Annotated in this window: 12 protein-coding genes; 7 read left to right on the top strand and 5 right to left on the bottom strand. The window is 64.6% G+C overall.

The window, feature by feature from the left end:
* The first annotated feature begins 2 nt into the window (after positions 1 to 2).
* On the top strand, positions 3 to 692 hold the full coding sequence (locus HDIA_RS20690; RefSeq protein WP_099557876.1) for a hypothetical protein: 690 nt from the start codon (positions 3 to 5) through the stop codon (positions 690 to 692).
* Between the two features lie 273 nt (positions 693 to 965).
* Positions 966 to 2138, top strand: a complete 1173-nt coding sequence (locus HDIA_RS20685) for a response regulator (protein ID WP_099557875.1) — start codon at positions 966 to 968, stop codon at positions 2136 to 2138.
* Between the two features lie 12 nt (positions 2139 to 2150).
* Here the strand turns inward: HDIA_RS20685 and HDIA_RS20680 are convergent, their stop codons facing one another.
* The 4 genes from HDIA_RS20680 to HDIA_RS20665 all read right to left on the bottom strand — a co-directional run bounded on the left by HDIA_RS20680 (position 2151) and on the right by HDIA_RS20665 (position 9019).
* Positions 2151 to 5642, bottom strand: coding sequence for a YhaN family protein (locus tag HDIA_RS20680; protein ID WP_099557874.1), 3492 nt, complete (start codon positions 5640 to 5642; stop codon positions 2151 to 2153).
* Positions 5642 to 6946, bottom strand: coding sequence for a metallophosphoesterase family protein (locus HDIA_RS20675; RefSeq protein WP_157775759.1), 1305 nt, complete (start codon positions 6944 to 6946; stop codon positions 5642 to 5644). The genes HDIA_RS20680 and HDIA_RS20675 overlap by 1 nt, the downstream gene beginning before the upstream one ends.
* A gap of 101 nt (positions 6947 to 7047) precedes the next feature.
* Positions 7048 to 7413 carry an MmcQ/YjbR family DNA-binding protein gene (locus HDIA_RS20670; RefSeq protein WP_099557872.1) on the bottom strand — a complete coding sequence of 122 codons (366 nt, stop codon included), beginning with the start codon at positions 7411 to 7413 and terminating at the stop codon, positions 7048 to 7050.
* Positions 7414 to 7570: 157 nt separating this feature from the next.
* Positions 7571 to 9019 carry a DEAD/DEAH box helicase gene (locus HDIA_RS20665; RefSeq protein WP_245884312.1) on the bottom strand — a complete coding sequence of 483 codons (1449 nt, stop codon included), beginning with the start codon at positions 9017 to 9019 and terminating at the stop codon, positions 7571 to 7573.
* A 615-nt stretch (positions 9020 to 9634) separates the two neighbouring features.
* Here HDIA_RS20665 and otsB point away from each other — a divergent pair.
* The 5 genes from otsB to HDIA_RS20640 all read left to right on the top strand — a co-directional run bounded on the left by otsB (position 9635) and on the right by HDIA_RS20640 (position 15444).
* On the top strand, positions 9635 to 10357 hold the full coding sequence (gene otsB / locus HDIA_RS20660; protein ID WP_197708057.1) for a trehalose-phosphatase: 723 nt from the start codon (positions 9635 to 9637) through the stop codon (positions 10355 to 10357).
* 167 nt (positions 10358 to 10524) lie between these two features.
* Positions 10525 to 12312 (top strand): glycoside hydrolase family 15 protein, encoded by a 1788-nt coding sequence (locus HDIA_RS20655; protein ID WP_099557870.1) that lies wholly within the window; start codon positions 10525 to 10527, stop codon positions 12310 to 12312.
* Between the two features lie 144 nt (positions 12313 to 12456).
* Positions 12457 to 13824, top strand: coding sequence for an alpha,alpha-trehalose-phosphate synthase (UDP-forming) (otsA, locus tag HDIA_RS20650; RefSeq protein ID WP_099557869.1), 1368 nt, complete (start codon positions 12457 to 12459; stop codon positions 13822 to 13824).
* Positions 13825 to 13952: 128 nt separating this feature from the next.
* Positions 13953 to 14588, top strand: coding sequence for a bifunctional 4-hydroxy-2-oxoglutarate aldolase/2-dehydro-3-deoxy-phosphogluconate aldolase (gene eda / locus HDIA_RS20645; protein ID WP_099557868.1), 636 nt, complete (start codon positions 13953 to 13955; stop codon positions 14586 to 14588).
* 142 nt (positions 14589 to 14730) lie between these two features.
* The gene (locus tag HDIA_RS20640; protein ID WP_245884007.1) at positions 14731 to 15444 is read left to right on the top strand and encodes a tellurite resistance TerB family protein; all 714 of its coding nucleotides are present in this window, start codon (positions 14731 to 14733) and stop codon (positions 15442 to 15444) included.
* Here the strand turns inward: HDIA_RS20640 and HDIA_RS20635 are convergent, their stop codons facing one another.
* Positions 15445 to 16479, bottom strand: a complete 1035-nt coding sequence (locus tag HDIA_RS20635) for a LacI family DNA-binding transcriptional regulator (protein WP_099557867.1) — start codon at positions 16477 to 16479, stop codon at positions 15445 to 15447.
* Positions 16480 to 16834 lie beyond the last annotated feature (355 nt).

Below are 16834 nucleotides of genomic sequence, written 5' to 3'. Positions count from 1 at the left end.
GCATGCTTCGGGTTGGAAAGACCAATCTCGTCTACCTCGTCGTGCTGGCGCTGTTCCTGGTTCTGGCGGTCCGGGAGGCTGTCCAGTCGATCCGCTTTTCCGACGTCGTGTTCGTCGGCAAGAGGGGGGTATCGCATTTCCGCTCCGAAGTGCTGATGAGGCAGCGGGACAGCGCCGTCCTCGACGAGGGCGTCTGCCGGTCCGAGATCGTGTCGGCCGATGTTCTCGGTGCGCTTGAGAACGTCAATCGTCAGGACATCAAGGCCAATTATGACGGCTGGGCGGAAGCCACCACGCAGGCCGACGTCTCGCTCCGACACGCGCTGACGTGCATGCCGCTGCGGGGCGAACTCTGGGCCTGGATGGCACTCGTCAAGCGCCAGGCGGCGGAAAATGCCTCGGAGCTTTTCTCCTATCTCAACATGTCCTACTGGACGGCGCCCTACGAGCTGGCCGCAATCCGTCTGCGGCTCGAGGCCGAGCAGAGCTTTTCCGACGAAACGCTGAACAGCTTCGGCAACCTTCAGGAAAAGGACCTGCTGTCGGGGCTGACTTTCCTGCCCGACTTCGAGGCGAAGACATTTGCCGAAGAGATGCAGCCGCTGGTCAGGCGCAATGCGGAGGATCTGCTGCCGCTCATTCCGGCGGAGCGCCGGCCGCTCGTGGAGGCGCAGGCGGGCGGGCAGGGATGATCCGCAGCCGAAAGCTCGAGGCTTGCCTCTCACATGCATGCGGCGTACTTTTGAGTTTCTCTGTCCGCGCCGGGCGGGGCGGCGACCCCCGGAACTGTTTCGAGGTTACGCCCATCGACGGAATTCATGAGCCGTCGCATCGCTTTTCCACCGTTTACCAATCGCTTGATGCGTTAACCATTTGTTAACCATCGTAAAGAGAGACTTAAGAATCTATCTGGACTCGGCGAATCAACCGATCGCCGACACCCTCTTCGGTTCGGGAAAGTCTTCATGCCCCTCCACGATATCGACGATGCGACCACGGCGCCGGTGGCAACACAGCCTAAGGAAGGCGGTGACCGGCGTGTGCGGGTGCTGCTTCTGGACGATGACGACGTGGATGCGCGCATCGTCCGGCACTACCTCGACAAGATCGCGGGCTTCGACTTCGATGTCGTTCATATCCGCAGCATCGACGAGGCGCTGAAGGCTGCCGAACGCGATCAGTTCGATATCTACATCACGGACTACTGGCTGGGGAAGGAAAGCTCCGTGGCCTTCATCCGCGAGGTCGGGCAGCGGGACCATGCGCCGCCGATCATCGTCTTTTCCCAACTCGATCACTCGGATATCCAGGAGATCGGCTTCCGTGCCGGAGCGACTGCGTTCATCGGCAAGGATCTGCTCTCGCCGGACCTGCTTGGCTCGACGATCCGCAGCGTGCTGCACGACAGCGAGCGGCGGCAGTCGCTGCAGTTCCGCCTTCTGGAGAACAGCGACCGCGAGGCCGTCACCGCGCGCGGCGTGACCGACTGGCTGACGGCGCTCTCGGGGCGCATCGACCGTATCCATACCGCAGCGGTTCTCAGCAAGGTGTCGCTCGGCTCAAACTCCGAGGACGTCGCGCGCTTCGTCGACGATATCATCGCGGTCTCCGCGGATATCAGGCAGGATCTTTACGGCCGCGTCGCGCATCTGCAGCGGGCCATGTCGGCGAATGAGGAGGCGATCACCCGGGTCGATGCGGCGGCCCTGGTGGCGGACACGGTTCGGATCGTGAAGCCCGAGGCGGAAAAGCGCGGCATCCGTATCGACTATGTGCACCCGACCATTCCGGTGCTTGTCGATTGCGATCCGCTCTCCTTCAAGAGCGCCCTGCGGCTGCTGCTCGTCGGTGCGATCCGCCACGGCCGGGCCATCGACGTCCTGAAGCTGCGGATCCGCATCGACAACGGCGAACTCGTGATCTGCATGACGGAGCCGGCCGAGGCCCTGACGGTCCGCGATGAGGCATCCAGCGCACGAGAACTGACGCTGGCGTCCTTCGTACTGGACGACCGGGTGTCGGCGCTGATGCTGGTCGAATCCATGCTGGACCATCAGGGCGGCCGGCTGACGGTGGCGCAGTCGGGCAGCGGAGAGTCGGCGGTCAGCCTCGCCCTGCCGATCCGTCAGGCCGCCTGACGGCCTTCGGGCTCAGATCTCGACAAGGCGGGCAAGGCCGCGTTCCATGAGCGGCCGCGAGGCTTCGCGCACCATGTCATGGTGGGTGAAGAGCAGCACCTGCGTCTTCCGGCCAAGGCTTGCGAGCAGTTCCAGCGCAGCGGCACTGCGCTCATCGTCGAAATGGACCAGAAGATCGTCGGCGAGGAAGGGCAGCGGCTCGGCCTCCCTGCAGTAACGCTCGACGCCGGCGATGCGGAAGGCCAGGAACATCTGGTCGCGGGTGCCCGAGCTCATGTTCGAGACCGACACCAGCCCCCCGTCCGCGCGCCGACCCGTCACCTGCGGTTTGCCCTCGTCGTCCACATCGCTCTCGATCGCGACATAGGCCCCGCGTGTGGCAAGGGCGAAGGCTTGGCTGGCGTGGCCGAGCAGGGGCGCCTGCTCCTCGCGGCGAATGCGGCGAAGCGCCTCCTCCAGCAAGTCGCGGGCGAGGGCGAGTTCGAGGTGCTGCTCGGCGGCGTCGCCGAGCGATGTGGCGGCGGCCTCGCGGGCGGCGACGAAGGCGTTGAAATGGTCGTCGGCCGAGAAGGCGTCAAGACGGCTGCGGGCGCTCTGGACGGCGATGAAGGCTTCTTCTTCCTCATCCGTGAGGGCTTGCAGCTCCTGCGCCAGACGAGCCAGCCTCTCTTCGATCCCTTCCAGCGGAAGATCATCGTCCAAGGCATGCGCGACCGTCTCATTTCCGTCCGGCTTGAAACCGTCGCCAATCAAATGCGTGAGGGCTGCATTTATTTCCCTGTTCCTGCGCAGCAATTGACGCCGCGCAAGCGCCTTTTCGGCAAAGAGTTCGGCGTCTTGCCGGGCGCAACCGAGCTGGCGGCAAATCGCCTCCAGCGCTTGCCCCGCCGCATCGGCGCGCGCCTCAGCCGCCTTCAGTGCGGCCTCGCATTGCTCCAGACCGGGCATCAGGGCGGTCCGGCGTGACCGTGCATCGAGTGCGGCGGACAGCCGTTCGTCCAGCATCTTCGCGGCGGCGCCGGGTTCGGCCGGAAGAGCAAGTTCCAGTCTCTCCTGCAAGGTCTGCCGCACGTCATCCAGCCTTGCCCGGTGCTGCTCGCGCCGCTGCTGGGCCTGCCGGAAGGTCTGCATCTGTTGCAGCATCGCAGAGGCCGACTGCCACTCGGAAGCGATTTCCGAAGAGGCGGCGAGCGGGGTATCGCCAGACAGGCCGATCTCGCCGAGCGCCTCGGCATAGGCGGCGCGCCAGTTCGTTTCCTCTCGCTCGAGGGCGTCCGACCGCCGCCCCAGCGCGCTCCGCTCTTCCTCGTCTTTCGCCAAGGCTTCGCGCCGGCGCAGGAAGTCGGCGTGGTCGCGCTCATGAGCCTTGATCGCGGCGCTGACGTCGGCAAGGCGGTGACTGAGGGAATGACCGGCACTTGCCTCTGTGAGGCCGAGCCGCGCCTCCGCTGCTTCCAGTCTTTCCAGCTTGGGCGCGGTTCGGCGGGTGGCCTCCGCGATCCGCTCGTTGCCGGCCGACAGTTCGGCGGCGAGAGCCAGAAGATCGTCGCGGTCCGTAAGGAAGGCCTTCATCGCCTGGGGTGAGGCGAGACGGCGGCAGGCGTCGGGCCAGGTTGAGGCGAAGGCCTTTTCCCTTTCGCTGACGCGCTCTCGCAGGCGCTTCATTTCGGCGTCCAACGCGGCAACGTCCCTTGCCGCCAGCATTTCGTCACGGCGGGCCACGTCGTATTCCGCGATGCGCTGGGAGTCCGCGAGGCGCTGGTCGACCTTCACGTCGGCGGTCGTGATCGCGCGACGAAGCCGGGCCAGCGCCTCATGGCGTGTTTCGGCCTTTTCGGGCGGATCGGCAAAAAGCAGGTGCCCGATCGCTTCGACGGTTTGATCGCGCTCGGCTCGCGCTTCGGCAACCGCCTCCTTTGTGGCGAGCGTTTCGCCGGAGGAAAGCTGCAGCATGGCGGTGCGAACTTCGTCCAGCTTGCGGGCAGCCCGAACGCAGGCTTCTTCCTGTCGGTCCATCTCCCGCGCAAGAGCCGCGCGGGCGTCGATCTCCGTTTGCAGTTCCGCGGGCCCGGGCAGTGCGAGGGCATTCAACGCGGCAATGTCCTCGAAGCCCAGAGCGGAAAGGCCCGCCTCGATCCGGCGACCCAGTTCAGCGGCCTCCGCGCGCCTGCTCTCAAGGTCGATGGCGTCCTCGGCAAGGCGTGCCAGGCTCTCGGCATTGAAGCCGAGGGGCCGATCGAAACGGGCTTTCTCCGCTTCGGCCTGCTGGCGGCGCACCATGGCGAGCTTGCGGTCGAGGTCGCCGATCTGCCGGTCGATCTCCGCGCGTGTCGCGGCCAGCTCGCGCCAGGTGCCGGCGAGAGACTGAAGCCGCGTCAGCTTGCCGTGATCCGGCATCAGCGCGGCCAGATCGCAGTCCGATGGCTTTCCGATCATCCTGCGCAGCGTCTGGAGGCGCAGGTCGGCCTGCCGGACGGTCGCCTCCTCTCTGGCGAGCGCATCCCGGTCCTCATCGCCCTGGAGGGAGGCCAGAATGAAATCGCGAATGGCGGCCTCTTCACGCAGCAGCCGAGGGTCGATCACGATCGCGTCCACGGTCTCCCGTTGCCGGCGCAAATTCTCTCCCGCCTGCTCAAGACCGGCTGCCATCGCGCGCACGGCTTCGACATGCGCCACCAGATCATCGACATGCGCATCGTCAAGCGCGGCAATCTCGGAGAATTCGCTGGCAAGGCGCAGCCGCACCTCCGTCCGTTCCGTCAGGTAGGGAACGGCACTCTTGCGACGGCCCCACCGCTCCTGCTCGCGGCGTTTGTCGGCCAACGTCTGCCTGACGGTGCGAAGATGGTCCTCAGCCCCGGCGAGGGCCTTCGTCGCCTCGTCGAAGTTCTCCCGCGTGAGAAGGTGCGCCTTGATCTCCGACTGGGCCGCCGTGAAGGCGTCGAGCGCCTGATAGAAGGCGCGGTCCTTGGACCGGTTGGGCGTGAAAAGGGCGTCGCTGCGGGCCTTCAGATCCTCGATCTTCGGCATCAGCGAGCGCAGGCCGCCGCCCGCCTCGACGATCATGCGGCCGATGTCGCCGTCCGCCCGCAGCAGCGCCTCGCCGCCGTCGCGCAGGATCTCGTGATCGAGCGCGAAGAGCATTTCGAAGCGCTCCTGCGTGGTGGCGCCGAGCCGCATGGCGAGCCGCGACTCGTCAATTTCTTCTTCGTCCGGTCCGAGCAGTGTGCGGCCGCGCTGGCCCTTGCGCCGTGTGAAGCTCGCCGTCGATCCGTCCGAAAAGGCGAGGTCGGCCCGAAGACGCATTCGGGAATAGGTCTGCTTGTCGCCGTAGCGCGATCTCGGGTCGATCCCGAACAGGAAGTCGGTGATGGCGCTGCGGCAGGTGCTCTTGCCGGCCTCGTTGCGGCCGTGGATGACGGTGAGGCCCGTGCCATCGCCGAAATCGATCCGGCGCTCCTGCATGGCGCCATACTGTTCGATTGTGAAGGACAGAAAGCGCATCAGCCGGCCTCGTCCGGCTCAAGTGCCTGTCGGGCGTCGCCGATCGTATCGAACGTGTCGCCTGTTTCGGTGCCTTCCTCAAGCAGGGCCGCGGCGAGGGTGACGGCATGGCCGGGAAGGCGTTCGCGCCATTCGGCCAGTCGCTCGGCGCGATGGGCTGCGTCCGGCAGGCGGGATTCGATGGCGGCCAGCCGCTCGTCGAGACGCTCCTTGAGAAAATCGGTCGCGGCAATGTCCGCGATGATGCGCTGCAGGTGACCGGCAAGCCCGGCGTCGAGGCCCTTGGTTTCCTTCTCCGGCTGGGTCTCGATGGTCAGCTTCTCCAGCCAGATGTCATGGCCTTCGGCCGCGATCTGGGTCTCGATCTCCTCGGAAAGACGCTGCCGCGCGGTGACGAGTTCGCCATGCAGGCGGCTCGCGCCGTTGATGGCGAGCCGCAACGCGACCGGACGGCCGGCGGCGTCCTCGGCGGTGTCGGCCAGCAGCGGCTTGAGAGCGGCGCGCAGGGCGCTCATGTCGGCAAGGTCCGACGCATCGAGACTGCGCCGCTCGAAGCGCAGGACGTCAAGCTCGCGGTTTTCGAGCCCCGAGATCCGGCCGTCCTCGACGGTCACCAGCGTGGCGCCCTTCGGCCCGGTCTCGCGGGGATTGCGGCCCTGGAGGTTGCCGGGAAAGAGAATGGGCGGCGTCTCACAAAGGAGTTCGCGCTGGTGGATGTGGCCGAGCGCCCAGTAGTCGTAGCCGCGCGCCCGAAGTTCCTCAACGGAGCAGGGGGCGTAGGAGGCATGGCCTTCACGGCCCGAACAGGCTGTGTGCAGAAGGCCGATGTTGAAGGCGCCGGGTATGGGGGCGGGGTAATTCGCGGCAAGGTTTTCGAGAACCTCGCGCTTGGCAAAGCTCTGGCCGTGGATCGCCACATCGAGCGCCGCGATGCGCATCGTCTCCGGGGCCCTGGCGCCGAAACGGCGGACGTTGCCCGACAGATCGAGGCGGGCGAGAAACTTGTTCTCGGCGTCGTGGTTGCCGAAGATCAGGAAGACCTGGATCCCGTGCTCGGCCAACTGGCGCATGCGCGAGGCGAAATAGACGCCGGTCGAATAATGACGCCACTCGCCGTCGAAGACGTCGCCGGCGATCAGAACGAAGGCGCAGTCCTCGGCGATGGCAAGCTCGATCAGGGCATCGAAGGCCCGCCGGCTGGCATCGTCGACCCTTGCCGCGAAGTCGGCCGATTTCTTCGACAGGCCTGTCAGGGGACTGTCGAGATGAAGATCGGCGGCATGCAGGAAGCGAAAGCGGGACATGGAGAGGGACCGGGCGACGGCGGTGGTTGACTGCATCCTATCTAGGCGAGTCGGCTCCTGCAGAAAACCGCGTATCCGGCATTTGAGGGCCGCCGGGGCGGTCAGGCCGGATCAAGCCCCAGTTCCCTGCGCATCTTCTTTGTCAGGCCCCTGGCAACGATGCGGTGGGATTCGGCGAGATAGAGCTTCAGGTCTTCGTCGGAAAGGCCGGGCTTTTCGAAATGCTGGATCCATTTCATGCCGCGCGAGGCAAGATAGGGAGCGGGTCTCAGGCCGGGTTCGCCCTTGAGGATCTCGAAGGCGATGTCGGAAACCTTGAAGGTGATCCGGGGCTCCACGCCGCGATCCCATCCGCCGATGGCGAAGACCTTCGTCCCGACCTTCCAGACATGCGCGCCGCCCCATTGGACGACATGGGATGTCGCCGGCAGGCAAGCGCAGAAGCTGTTGTAGTCGTCGTAGGTCATGAGCCGGGCCCGGTGTCAGGCACGGGTCGATCCTGACCGCGTCCTGTCCGGCCAGACTGGCCCAGTTCGGACCATCCGTAAATCGTGACAGGCGAGCAAAGGGCAGAAAGAGTTCAAGCGGCGGTGCCGGTTGGCGATCCGCCGCTTGCGATCAATCTCAGGCGCTGGTGCTGTCGGAGTGGCGAGAGGCCGATCCGTCCCGGCGCTTCATGGTCGCTCCGCCGCCCGAGGCATCGCGTGCCGAGACCGCTGCGGCAAGGGCGGCCGGGCCGGCGGTGGGAACGCCGCCGCGCCGGTTGCCCGCGTCTGCCTTCCTCGGCGCACTGCCGGAGGGCTTCTTGTGGCGGCCATTGCCGTTCGGGCTGTTGCCGCTCCGGTTCGGCTTCTTCTGGCCCTGGCGCTGCCGGCTGAAACGGTCCGGTCCGGAATCGGCCCGCTCATGCGTGCCGCCGATCTCGTCGGAGGGCTTGGCGTCGATCTTGCCCACCACGGGCAGGGGGCGTTTGATGAGACGCTCGATCTGCTTCAGCGCGCCGCGTTCGGAGGCATCGCAGAAGGAAATCGAGATGCCTTCGGCGCCGGCACGGGCCGTGCGGCCGATGCGGTGAACATAGCTTTCCGGCTCGACCGGCAGGTCGTAGTTCACGACGTGGCTGATTTCCGGCACGTCGATGCCACGGGCGGCGATGTCGGTCGCGACCAGCACGCGCAACGATCCGTCGCGGAAGCTGGACAGCGCGCGTTGGCGGGCGCCCTGGCTCTTGTTGCCGTGGATCGCAGCGGCAGCGATGCCGCCCTTTTCAAGCTGTTCGGCGACCCGGTTGGCGCCGTGCTTGGTGCGGGTGAAGACGATGACGCGGCGCATGTCGTTGTCGGCCAGAAGATCGGACAAAAGTCCGCGCTTGGCGGCCGTCGGCACGTGGTAGAGTCGCTGGTCAATCCGCTCGACGGTCACGACTTCCGGCGTCACGGCGACGCGGTCCGGATCGCTGAGGACCTCCATCGCCAGATGCTCGATCTCCTTCGGCATCGTGGCGGAGAAGAGCAGCGACTGGCGGCCCTGCTTCGGGGTCAGCTTGACGATGCGGCGCACGTCGCGAATGAAGCCCATGTCGAACATGCGGTCGGCTTCGTCGAGCACGAGGCATTCGACACTGTCGAGACGCACGAGGCGCTGCTCGACGAGATCAAGCAGACGGCCCGGAGTGGCGACGACGATGTCGAGGCCGCCGGACATGGCCTTGACCTGCGGTCCCTGGCCGACGCCGCCGAAGATGGTCGTATGACGCAGCTTGGCGAACTTGCCGTATTTTGCCATGCCCTCGGCGATCTGGAGCGCCAGTTCCCGCGTCGGAGCGAGGATCAGGGCACGCATGGAGCGCGGCACGGGCTTCTTCGGATTTTGCGCCAGTCGCTGCAGGATCGGCAGGCAGAAGGCTGCGGTCTTGCCGGTTCCGGTCTGGGCGAGGCCGAGAAGGTCTCTGCCTGTCAGCACCTTCGGGATGGAGGCGGTCTGAATGGGGGTGGGCGTTTCGTAGCCGGCGGCCTCAAGGGCGCGGCAAAGCGGCTCGGCAAGGCCAAGCGCGGCAAACTGAGGAGCTATCACGTTCAAAAACATTCCTTGGGAGGCGAATAAGTCACGACTTCGTCGGCCAGAGGGCCGCGAATGGACGTCAGCGCGGTTGTCGGCTGACCACGCGCAACTGGGCAGACGGATTGTCGGAGAAATTCATTTCTACTGCGACGATGAACCACACAGGTTCTTAGCGCGCGTCGCAGGACTGCATTCAAATGCGCTTCCGGCCGGCGGATGTCAAGCGGAAGGTCAGGCAACCTTCTTTTCGAGGTTCGTTGGAACGATTGAAGGGATGAAAGATTTGCCATTGAAAGATCATGTGTTTAAAGCTTCGGTCTCAATGCTGCCCGCGCTGGACGAATGGCGACGAACTGCTTTGTGTCGGTCGCCTCCCAAGGGCCTTTTAGTGAACCGGGGCTGGCTGCCGGACTGTCCCCTGCCGAACTGTCAACCGTCACATCGCCGAGAGCGACTTGCATCCCGTGCATCGAATTCGACATGAATAGGGATGTCATATGACTTGCCGCGACAGGCGGCGAACGCGGTGGAGATCAAAGAGCAGACGACGGCACCATGATCCTCGAAGACATCAACGCCCCCTCCCATTCTGCCACGAGTGCCGGCGACGACCGGCGGAATTTTCGGATGACGATGCCCAGGCTTCCTGCGAATGCCGCTCTCTTTCTCGATTTTGACGGAACCCTTGTCGATATCGCTCCGCGCCCGGACGCTGTCGTCGTCTTGCCGCATCTCTCCGACCTCCTGACGCGCGTCTGCAAGGAACTCGATGGCGCCTTTGCCATCGTGTCGGGGCGGCCGATCGCCGAGATCGACCGGTTTCTCGATACCGACTGCTTCCGGGTCGGCGGACTGCACGGGCTGGAGTGGCGGCAGGCCTGCGGCCAGATGGTGCAGCAGAGCCCGGCGCCGCGCTCGCTCAATGTCTTTCGCGAGCAGTTGCTGGAACGCGGCATTGCCAACGACGGCGTGACGATCGAGGACAAGTCGGTTGCCATCGCGGTGCACTACCGGGCCAACCCGTCGCAGGAAGACGCCGTGCGCGGCGTGATCGAGGACCTGCTTTCGGGCGTGGAGGACCTCGTCACCATCGAGGGCAAGATGGTGTTCGAGGTCAAGCCCCGCGCCATTTCCAAGGGAACCGTGGTGCAACGTTTCCTGTCGCTGCCGGCGTTCGAGGGCCGTATTCCCGTCTTCGTCGGCGACGACACGACGGATGAGGACGGCATGCGCGCGGCGGCCGGCGCAGGCGGTTTCGGCATCAAGGTCGGCGACGGCGAGAGCTGCGCCAGCTACCGTCTGCAGGACGTCGCCGATGTCCACAAATGGCTGGCCGACCTCGTGTCCTGACGGTTTGACCTGACCGTTCAATCCCCTATGGTGGTTCGAGGTTTCAGGCCGGTCCTTGCGACGGGCATGAAATTCTCTTCTTTTGCTTCAGCATCCAGCCAGCGGACTCCCGCTTCCCATACGTCGGCCGGACGCTCGAGGCATCTGACGTGCCACAGGGGAATGCCATGAACAATCTGAACCTTGCACTCATCGGCAACTGCACGATCGCGGGGCTTGTCGATACGCAAGGACGCGTGGTTTGGGCCTGCTGGCCGAGGTTCGACGGCGATCCCGTCTTTCACGGTCTGCTCGGGACCGCCTCCGACAATCCCCATGACGGCATGTTCACCATCGAGCTCGTGGGCTTCGAACGGTCCGAGCAGAGCTACGACGAGAACACCGCCATCGTGCGGACCCGGCTGTTCTCAAGCGATGGCGATGCCATCGAGATCACCGATTTCATGCCGCGCTTCGAGGCGCGCGGACGCTTCTTCCGCCCGACCGCTCTGGTGAGGCGCGTGAAGCCGATCGCCGGCCGGCCACGCATCTGCGTGCGCTGCCGGCCCCGCTTCGACTGGGGCTCCCGGACGCCCGACATGACGACCGGCTCCAACCACATCCGCTATGTGGGCGGCGGCCAGGTGCTGAGGCTCAACACCAACGCGCCGATCACCTATGTGCGGGAAGAGACGGCCTTCATCATTGACCGTTCGCTGTCCTTCTATCTCGGCCCGGACGAGACGCTGACCGAGGGCGCCGATACGCTTTGCCGGACCTTCGAGGAAAACACCGCCGATTACTGGCGCCGCTGGACGCGCCGGCTGTCGCTGCCCTTCGAGTGGCAGGAGGCGGTGATCCGGGCGGCGATCACCCTCAAGCTCAACTGCTACGAGGAGACCGGGGCGATCATCGCGGCCGTCACGACCTCGATCCCGGAAGCGGCGCATACCGAACGCAACTGGGACTACCGCTACTGCTGGCTGCGCGATGCCTTCTTCGTCATCAGGGCACTGAATTCACTCTCCGAGATGGAGACGATGGAGCACTACCTGCGCTATCTGCAGAATGTGGTTGCCGGATGGGACGGCGGCGAACATTTCCAGCCGCTTTACGGCATCGGCCTGGAACGGGAACTGGAGGAGCGCATCGTCGAGCTGCCGGGTTATCGCGGCAACCGTCCGGTTCGCGTCGGCAACCAAGCCTGGGAACACCACCAGTACGATGTCTACGGCAACGTCATTCTCGGCGCTGCCCAGGCCTTCGTCGATCGCCGTCTGCTGAACCCGGCAGGCGCAGATTCCTTCCACCTGCTGGAGAGGATCGGCGAGGAAGCCTATCGTTGCCACGACAAGCCGGATGCCGGCATGTGGGAACTACGCTACCGGGCGCGCGTGCACACGACTTCCTCGCTGATGTGCTGGGCAGGGCTCGATCGTCTCGCCAAGATCGCCAGCCACATCGGTCTTACCGACCGGGCGCGGATCTGGCGCGAGCGGGCCGAAGAGGTACGCGAGACGATCATGACGCGCGGGTGGAACAAATCCCTCGGCACTTTCGTTGAGAGTTTCGACGGCAATGACCTCGACGCCGGCCTGCTGCTGATGGCCGAGGTCAACTTCATCGATCCGAAGGACCCGCGCTTCGTGGCGACGGTGGATGCGATCGCCGCGAAGCTGCGGCGGGGCGACCACATGTTCCGCTATCATGCCGCCGATGATTTTGGGGAACCGGAGAATGCCTTCAACATCTGCACCTTCTGGTACATCGATGCCATGGCGCGGATGGGACGGCACGATGAGGCACGTCATATCTATGAGACAATGCTTGCATGCCGCAATCATGTCGGGCTTCTTTCGGAGGACGTGACGCCGTCGACGGGTCAACTCTGGGGCAACTTCCCCCAGACCTATTCGATGGTCGGGATCATCAACGGCGCGGTTCGCCTTTCGGGCGGATGGGACCGCGTCGTGTGAGCCGGGTCTCCCCGGACCAGAGTTTCTGAAGGCGCGACAGTCTGAAGGCGCAATACAGGGAAAGGTTCAAACTCGGACAGATGACCGGTCTGTGTCGGCCGGAGCCTCTCGAACCATCACAGCAATAATCGGGGCAGGATAGTCATGGGCAAGCTGATCGTCGTTTCCAACCGCGTCGGGCCACTCAAGGATACGGGCAAGGCGGGAGGACTGGCGGTCGCACTTGTCGACGTATTGCGGGAACGCGGCGGCGTCTGGTTCGGCTGGTCCGGACAGGTGTCGGAAGAAGGAACCTTCGGCGAGATGAAGCGGCAGAAGAGCCGCAACGTCGAGCTTGCGACCGTCGATATGAACAAGGCCGACTACGAGGAATTCTACGCCGGCTATGCAAACCGGACGCTCTGGCCGATCCTGCACTATCGGCTTGATCTGGCCGAATTCGACCGCCCCTACGAACAGGGCTACCGGCGCGTCAACGAGCGTTTCGCGACCCGTCTGAAACCGCTCATCGAGCCGGGCGACGTCGTCTGGGTGCACGACTATCATTTCTTCACGCTTGCCGGCCAGTTGCGGGCGATGGGTGTTGAGTGCCGCATCGGCTTCTTTCTGCATATCCCGTTTCCAAGCCCCGACATCATCACGGCTTTGCCTCGGCACACGGCGCTGGTGCGCTCCATGCTCGCCTATGACGTCATCGGCTTCCAGAGCAACCGGGACAGAAACCATTTCATCGAATATCTCATCCAGGAGGCCGGCGGCGAGCGGGTCGGCGAGGACCGCGTCCGGGCCTTCGGGCGCGAGGTCGTCGTCAAGGCGTTTCCGATCGGGATCGATGCCGAAGGCTTCTCGCAGTTTCCCAAGTCGCCGGAGGGGCGCCGCCAGAGCCAGCGCATCAAGGCCATTCTCGGCGACCGGGCGCAGATCGTCGGCGTTGATCGGGTCGACTATTCGAAAGGCATCCCGCATCGCTTCCGTGCCTTCGAGCGGTTGCTTGAGGATTATCCGGAAAATCGCGGCCGGGTGAGCCTCCTGCAGGTGGCCCCGCCGTCGCGCTCGGAACTCGATGCCTATGTCGACATCCAGCGCGAACTGGAGCATTTGGCCGGCCAGATCAACGGGCGCTTCGCCGATGTCGACTGGACGCCCATCCGCTTCATCATGCGCGGCTTTCCGCGCAAGGCGCTGGCCGGTCTTTACCGGTCGAGCCGGATTGCTCTCGTGACGCCGCTTCGGGACGGGATGAATCTCGTCGCCAAGGAATATGTCGCCGCGCAGGATCCGGAGGATCCGGGCGTGCTGGTGCTGTCGCGCTTTGCCGGCGCGGCGGAGGAGCTGAACGAGTCGGTGATCGTGAACCCCTACGACACCGAGGAAGTGGCCGGGTCGCTGCAGATGGCCCTGCAGATGCCGCTCGACGAGCGCAAGTCCCGCTATGAAGCCATGTTCAACAAGATCGTGACGAACGACGCCAAACGGTGGGCGGAGAGTTTCCTGTCCTATCTTTCGGGCTGACCCTTCGGGCCTGAAACGTTTGTGCCTTGCGACAGGCGCATGGCGGATGCCCGTGCGATCTGCATTTGCGCGGGGGCTCATGGATTCAGCGATTTGCAATGCCGGCGGATTGCGCTAATGCTCTGAGCATGATGCAAGATACCGAAGCCCTCCTCGCCGTCCTCCGCCGGGCCCCGGTGGTTCCCGTCCTCATCGTCGACAACGTCGACTATGCCGTGCCGCTGGCAAAGGCGCTGGTGGCTGGTGGCCTCCCGGCGCTGGAGGTCACCATGCGCACGCCGGTCGCGCTCGACGTGATCAAGGCGATGGCCTCTGTCGAAGGTGCCTTCGTCGGGGCCGGAACGGTGCTCGATCCGGAGATGGCCGATGCGGCCAAGGCAGCGGGCGCGACCTACATGGTCAGCCCCGGTGCGACGCCGACCCTGCTCGCCCATGCTCTCAAGATCGGCATGCCGCTGCTGCCGGGCGTTGCGACAGCCAGCGAGGCGATGATGGCGCGCGAATGCGGCTATCGCATCATGAAGTTCTTCCCGGCGGGGCCGGCCGGTGGGCCGACCTACCTCAAAGCGTTGTCCTCGCCGCTGGCCGAACTCACCTTCTGCCCGACGGGCGGCGTTTCGGCGGCGAACGCCAGGGACTATCTGTCTCTTCCGAATGTCGTGTGTGTCGGCGGCTCCTGGGTCGCTCCCGACGATGCGATGAGGTCCGGCGACTGGGCCCGGATCGAGGCGCTGGCGGCAGAGGCGGTCAAGCTCGCCGTCTAAGCCGGCAGGCCGCCGATCTTGCATGGTGGGATCGCCATGCACATTTCCCCTTGGGTTCAACCGGAGCGTCCGGTCGATCCGGTGCGTCCTTGCACGAGGATGCCATCGGCGGGACACGTTCGCTCCATTGCCAAGGGATGGAATGACAGTGCTCGACGCGAAGAAGCTGCTCGACGATATCATGGGCGCCGGTCAGGCGCAGATGAACCGCCACGGCTATGCGGGGCAGGGAAAGGGGCTTGCCACGGGCGCACTTGCCGGTGGGCTCGCAGGGTTGCTGCTGGGTTCGAAAAAGGGGCGCAAACTTGCCAAGAAGGCGGCCGTCTATGGCGGATTGGCCGCAGTCGCCGGGCTTGCCTGGACCGCGTGGCAGCGCCGCAATGCCGAGGCGCAGCCGGCATCGAATGCCGGCATGACGCCTGTTGGCGCGCCGGTCGAACTCCTGCCGCCGCCGAAGGACACGCCTTTCGATCCGGGACGGGCGCCCGGCGGCGAACAGTCCATGGCCCTCATCCTCGTCGTCGCGATGATCGCGGCCGCCAAGGCGGACGGCCATATCGACGCCGAGGAGCAGACCCGGGTCTTCGCCAACCTCGATCAGCTCGAGCTTGATGCCGAGGAAAAGGCCTTCGTCATGGACGAGTTGCGCGCACCGGTCGACATCGACCGGATCGTCCGCTTCGCGGAAAGCCAGGAGCAGGCGGCGGAGATTTATGCCGCGTCACTGCTTGCGATGGAGCCGGACCAGCCTGCGGAGCGGGCCTATCTCGATCTGCTCGCCGCCCGGCTCGGCCTTGACGCCGGCCTGACGCGCGAGATCGAAGACACAGTCGGTATGGCCGCGCGCCAGGGCTGATCAGCTTGCCTTGCGCTCCGGGCTTGGAGGCGGCGAGGATTCGCGGATCTCCAGCTTCGGCGGAATGAGCAGCCGGTCGAAGGGCAGGGGGCGGTCGTTGACCAGCGCCATGATGGCGCTTGCCGCCTGCCGGCCGATCTCGTCGGAGCCGTTTCTGACGGTCGTCAGCGACGGCGTCCAGGTCTCGGACCCGTCGACATCGTCGAAGCCCGTCACGGCAATGTCGATGCCGGGGCGCAGCTTGTTGCGATAGAGCCCGGACATGACGCCGATGGCGAGCAGGTCGTTGAAACAGACGATGGCCGTCGGGCGGGGATCGGCCAGCAGGAGCCGCTCAACCGCGGCCTTGCCTTCCGCCGATGTCATGATTTCGGGGACGTCAGAGGTTTCCGAAACACTCAGGCCGGCTTGCTCCATCGCGGCGAGGAACCCGCCGTAGCGGTCGCGGCCGGATGACGTCTTGCGCCGGCCGCCGATCATGGCGATGTGCTTGTGGCCGAGCGAGATCAGGTGCGTGGTGAGGTCGTAGGTGCCCTTGAAGTCGTCGCCGCGCACGATCGGCACCGTCGCACCTTCGACGTCGCGGCAGATCAGCGTGACGGGCGTGCCGGAGCGGGTAATCTGCTCGATATCGGCCGCCGTCGTGCCGAGCGAGGGACAGATGACGAGGCCGTCGGCGTTCTGCTGCTGCAGCACGGACACGAAGGTCTGCTGGCGGGCGAGGTCGTCGCGATGGTTGCAGATCAGGATCGTAACGCCTTCGCGTTCCAGCTCGTTCTCGACGGCGCGGAAAACCTCGGCGAAATAGGGATTGATGACGTCGTTGACAACGACGCCGATGATGTTGGTGCGCGCCGTGCGCAGGCTGGCTGCCTGCCGATTGTAGATGTAGCCAAGATCCGCCGCACGCTCGCGGACGCGTTGCCTGGTCTCGCTGGAGACGGCCGGATTGTCGCGCAAGGCCAGCGAAACGGTGGCTGTGGAAACATTGAGCTCCGCTGCGATCTGGCTCAGGGTGACTCGTCTTCGGCGCAACGTTGAACCTTCCTCATGCAGGCATTCTCATCGTGGCGAGAGCATTTGCCTGAACGTTTTCATCTGACACGTTCATTTGGACGCGAGATGATCACCCGCGACCAATTCTTTTATTTGATCATCAAATAAATAGAAAGCGTGTACGAATTAGCAACACTCACTGGCAATTTCAGGTTGTCTTCTCGCGTCGATATTCAAGGCAGGCTATGAAAAAAATGTGGTCAAAATGATCGGGCTTACCTTGCCCGTTTTCTTGCTGAATCATCATACCATATAGCTTTCCTATTGAGATCTCTAGATTTTTCGAAAAGATCCACGGAAAAATCATCCGGCGCAGGCCGTTTCCTGTCTCTTC

The sequence above is a fragment of the Hartmannibacter diazotrophicus genome (assembly GCF_900231165.1).
GTDB classification, from domain to species: Bacteria; Pseudomonadota; Alphaproteobacteria; order Rhizobiales; family Pleomorphomonadaceae; genus Hartmannibacter; species Hartmannibacter diazotrophicus.
The sequence above is the reverse complement of the archived record's forward strand: the minus strand, read 5'-3'. Positions and strand labels throughout refer to the sequence as shown.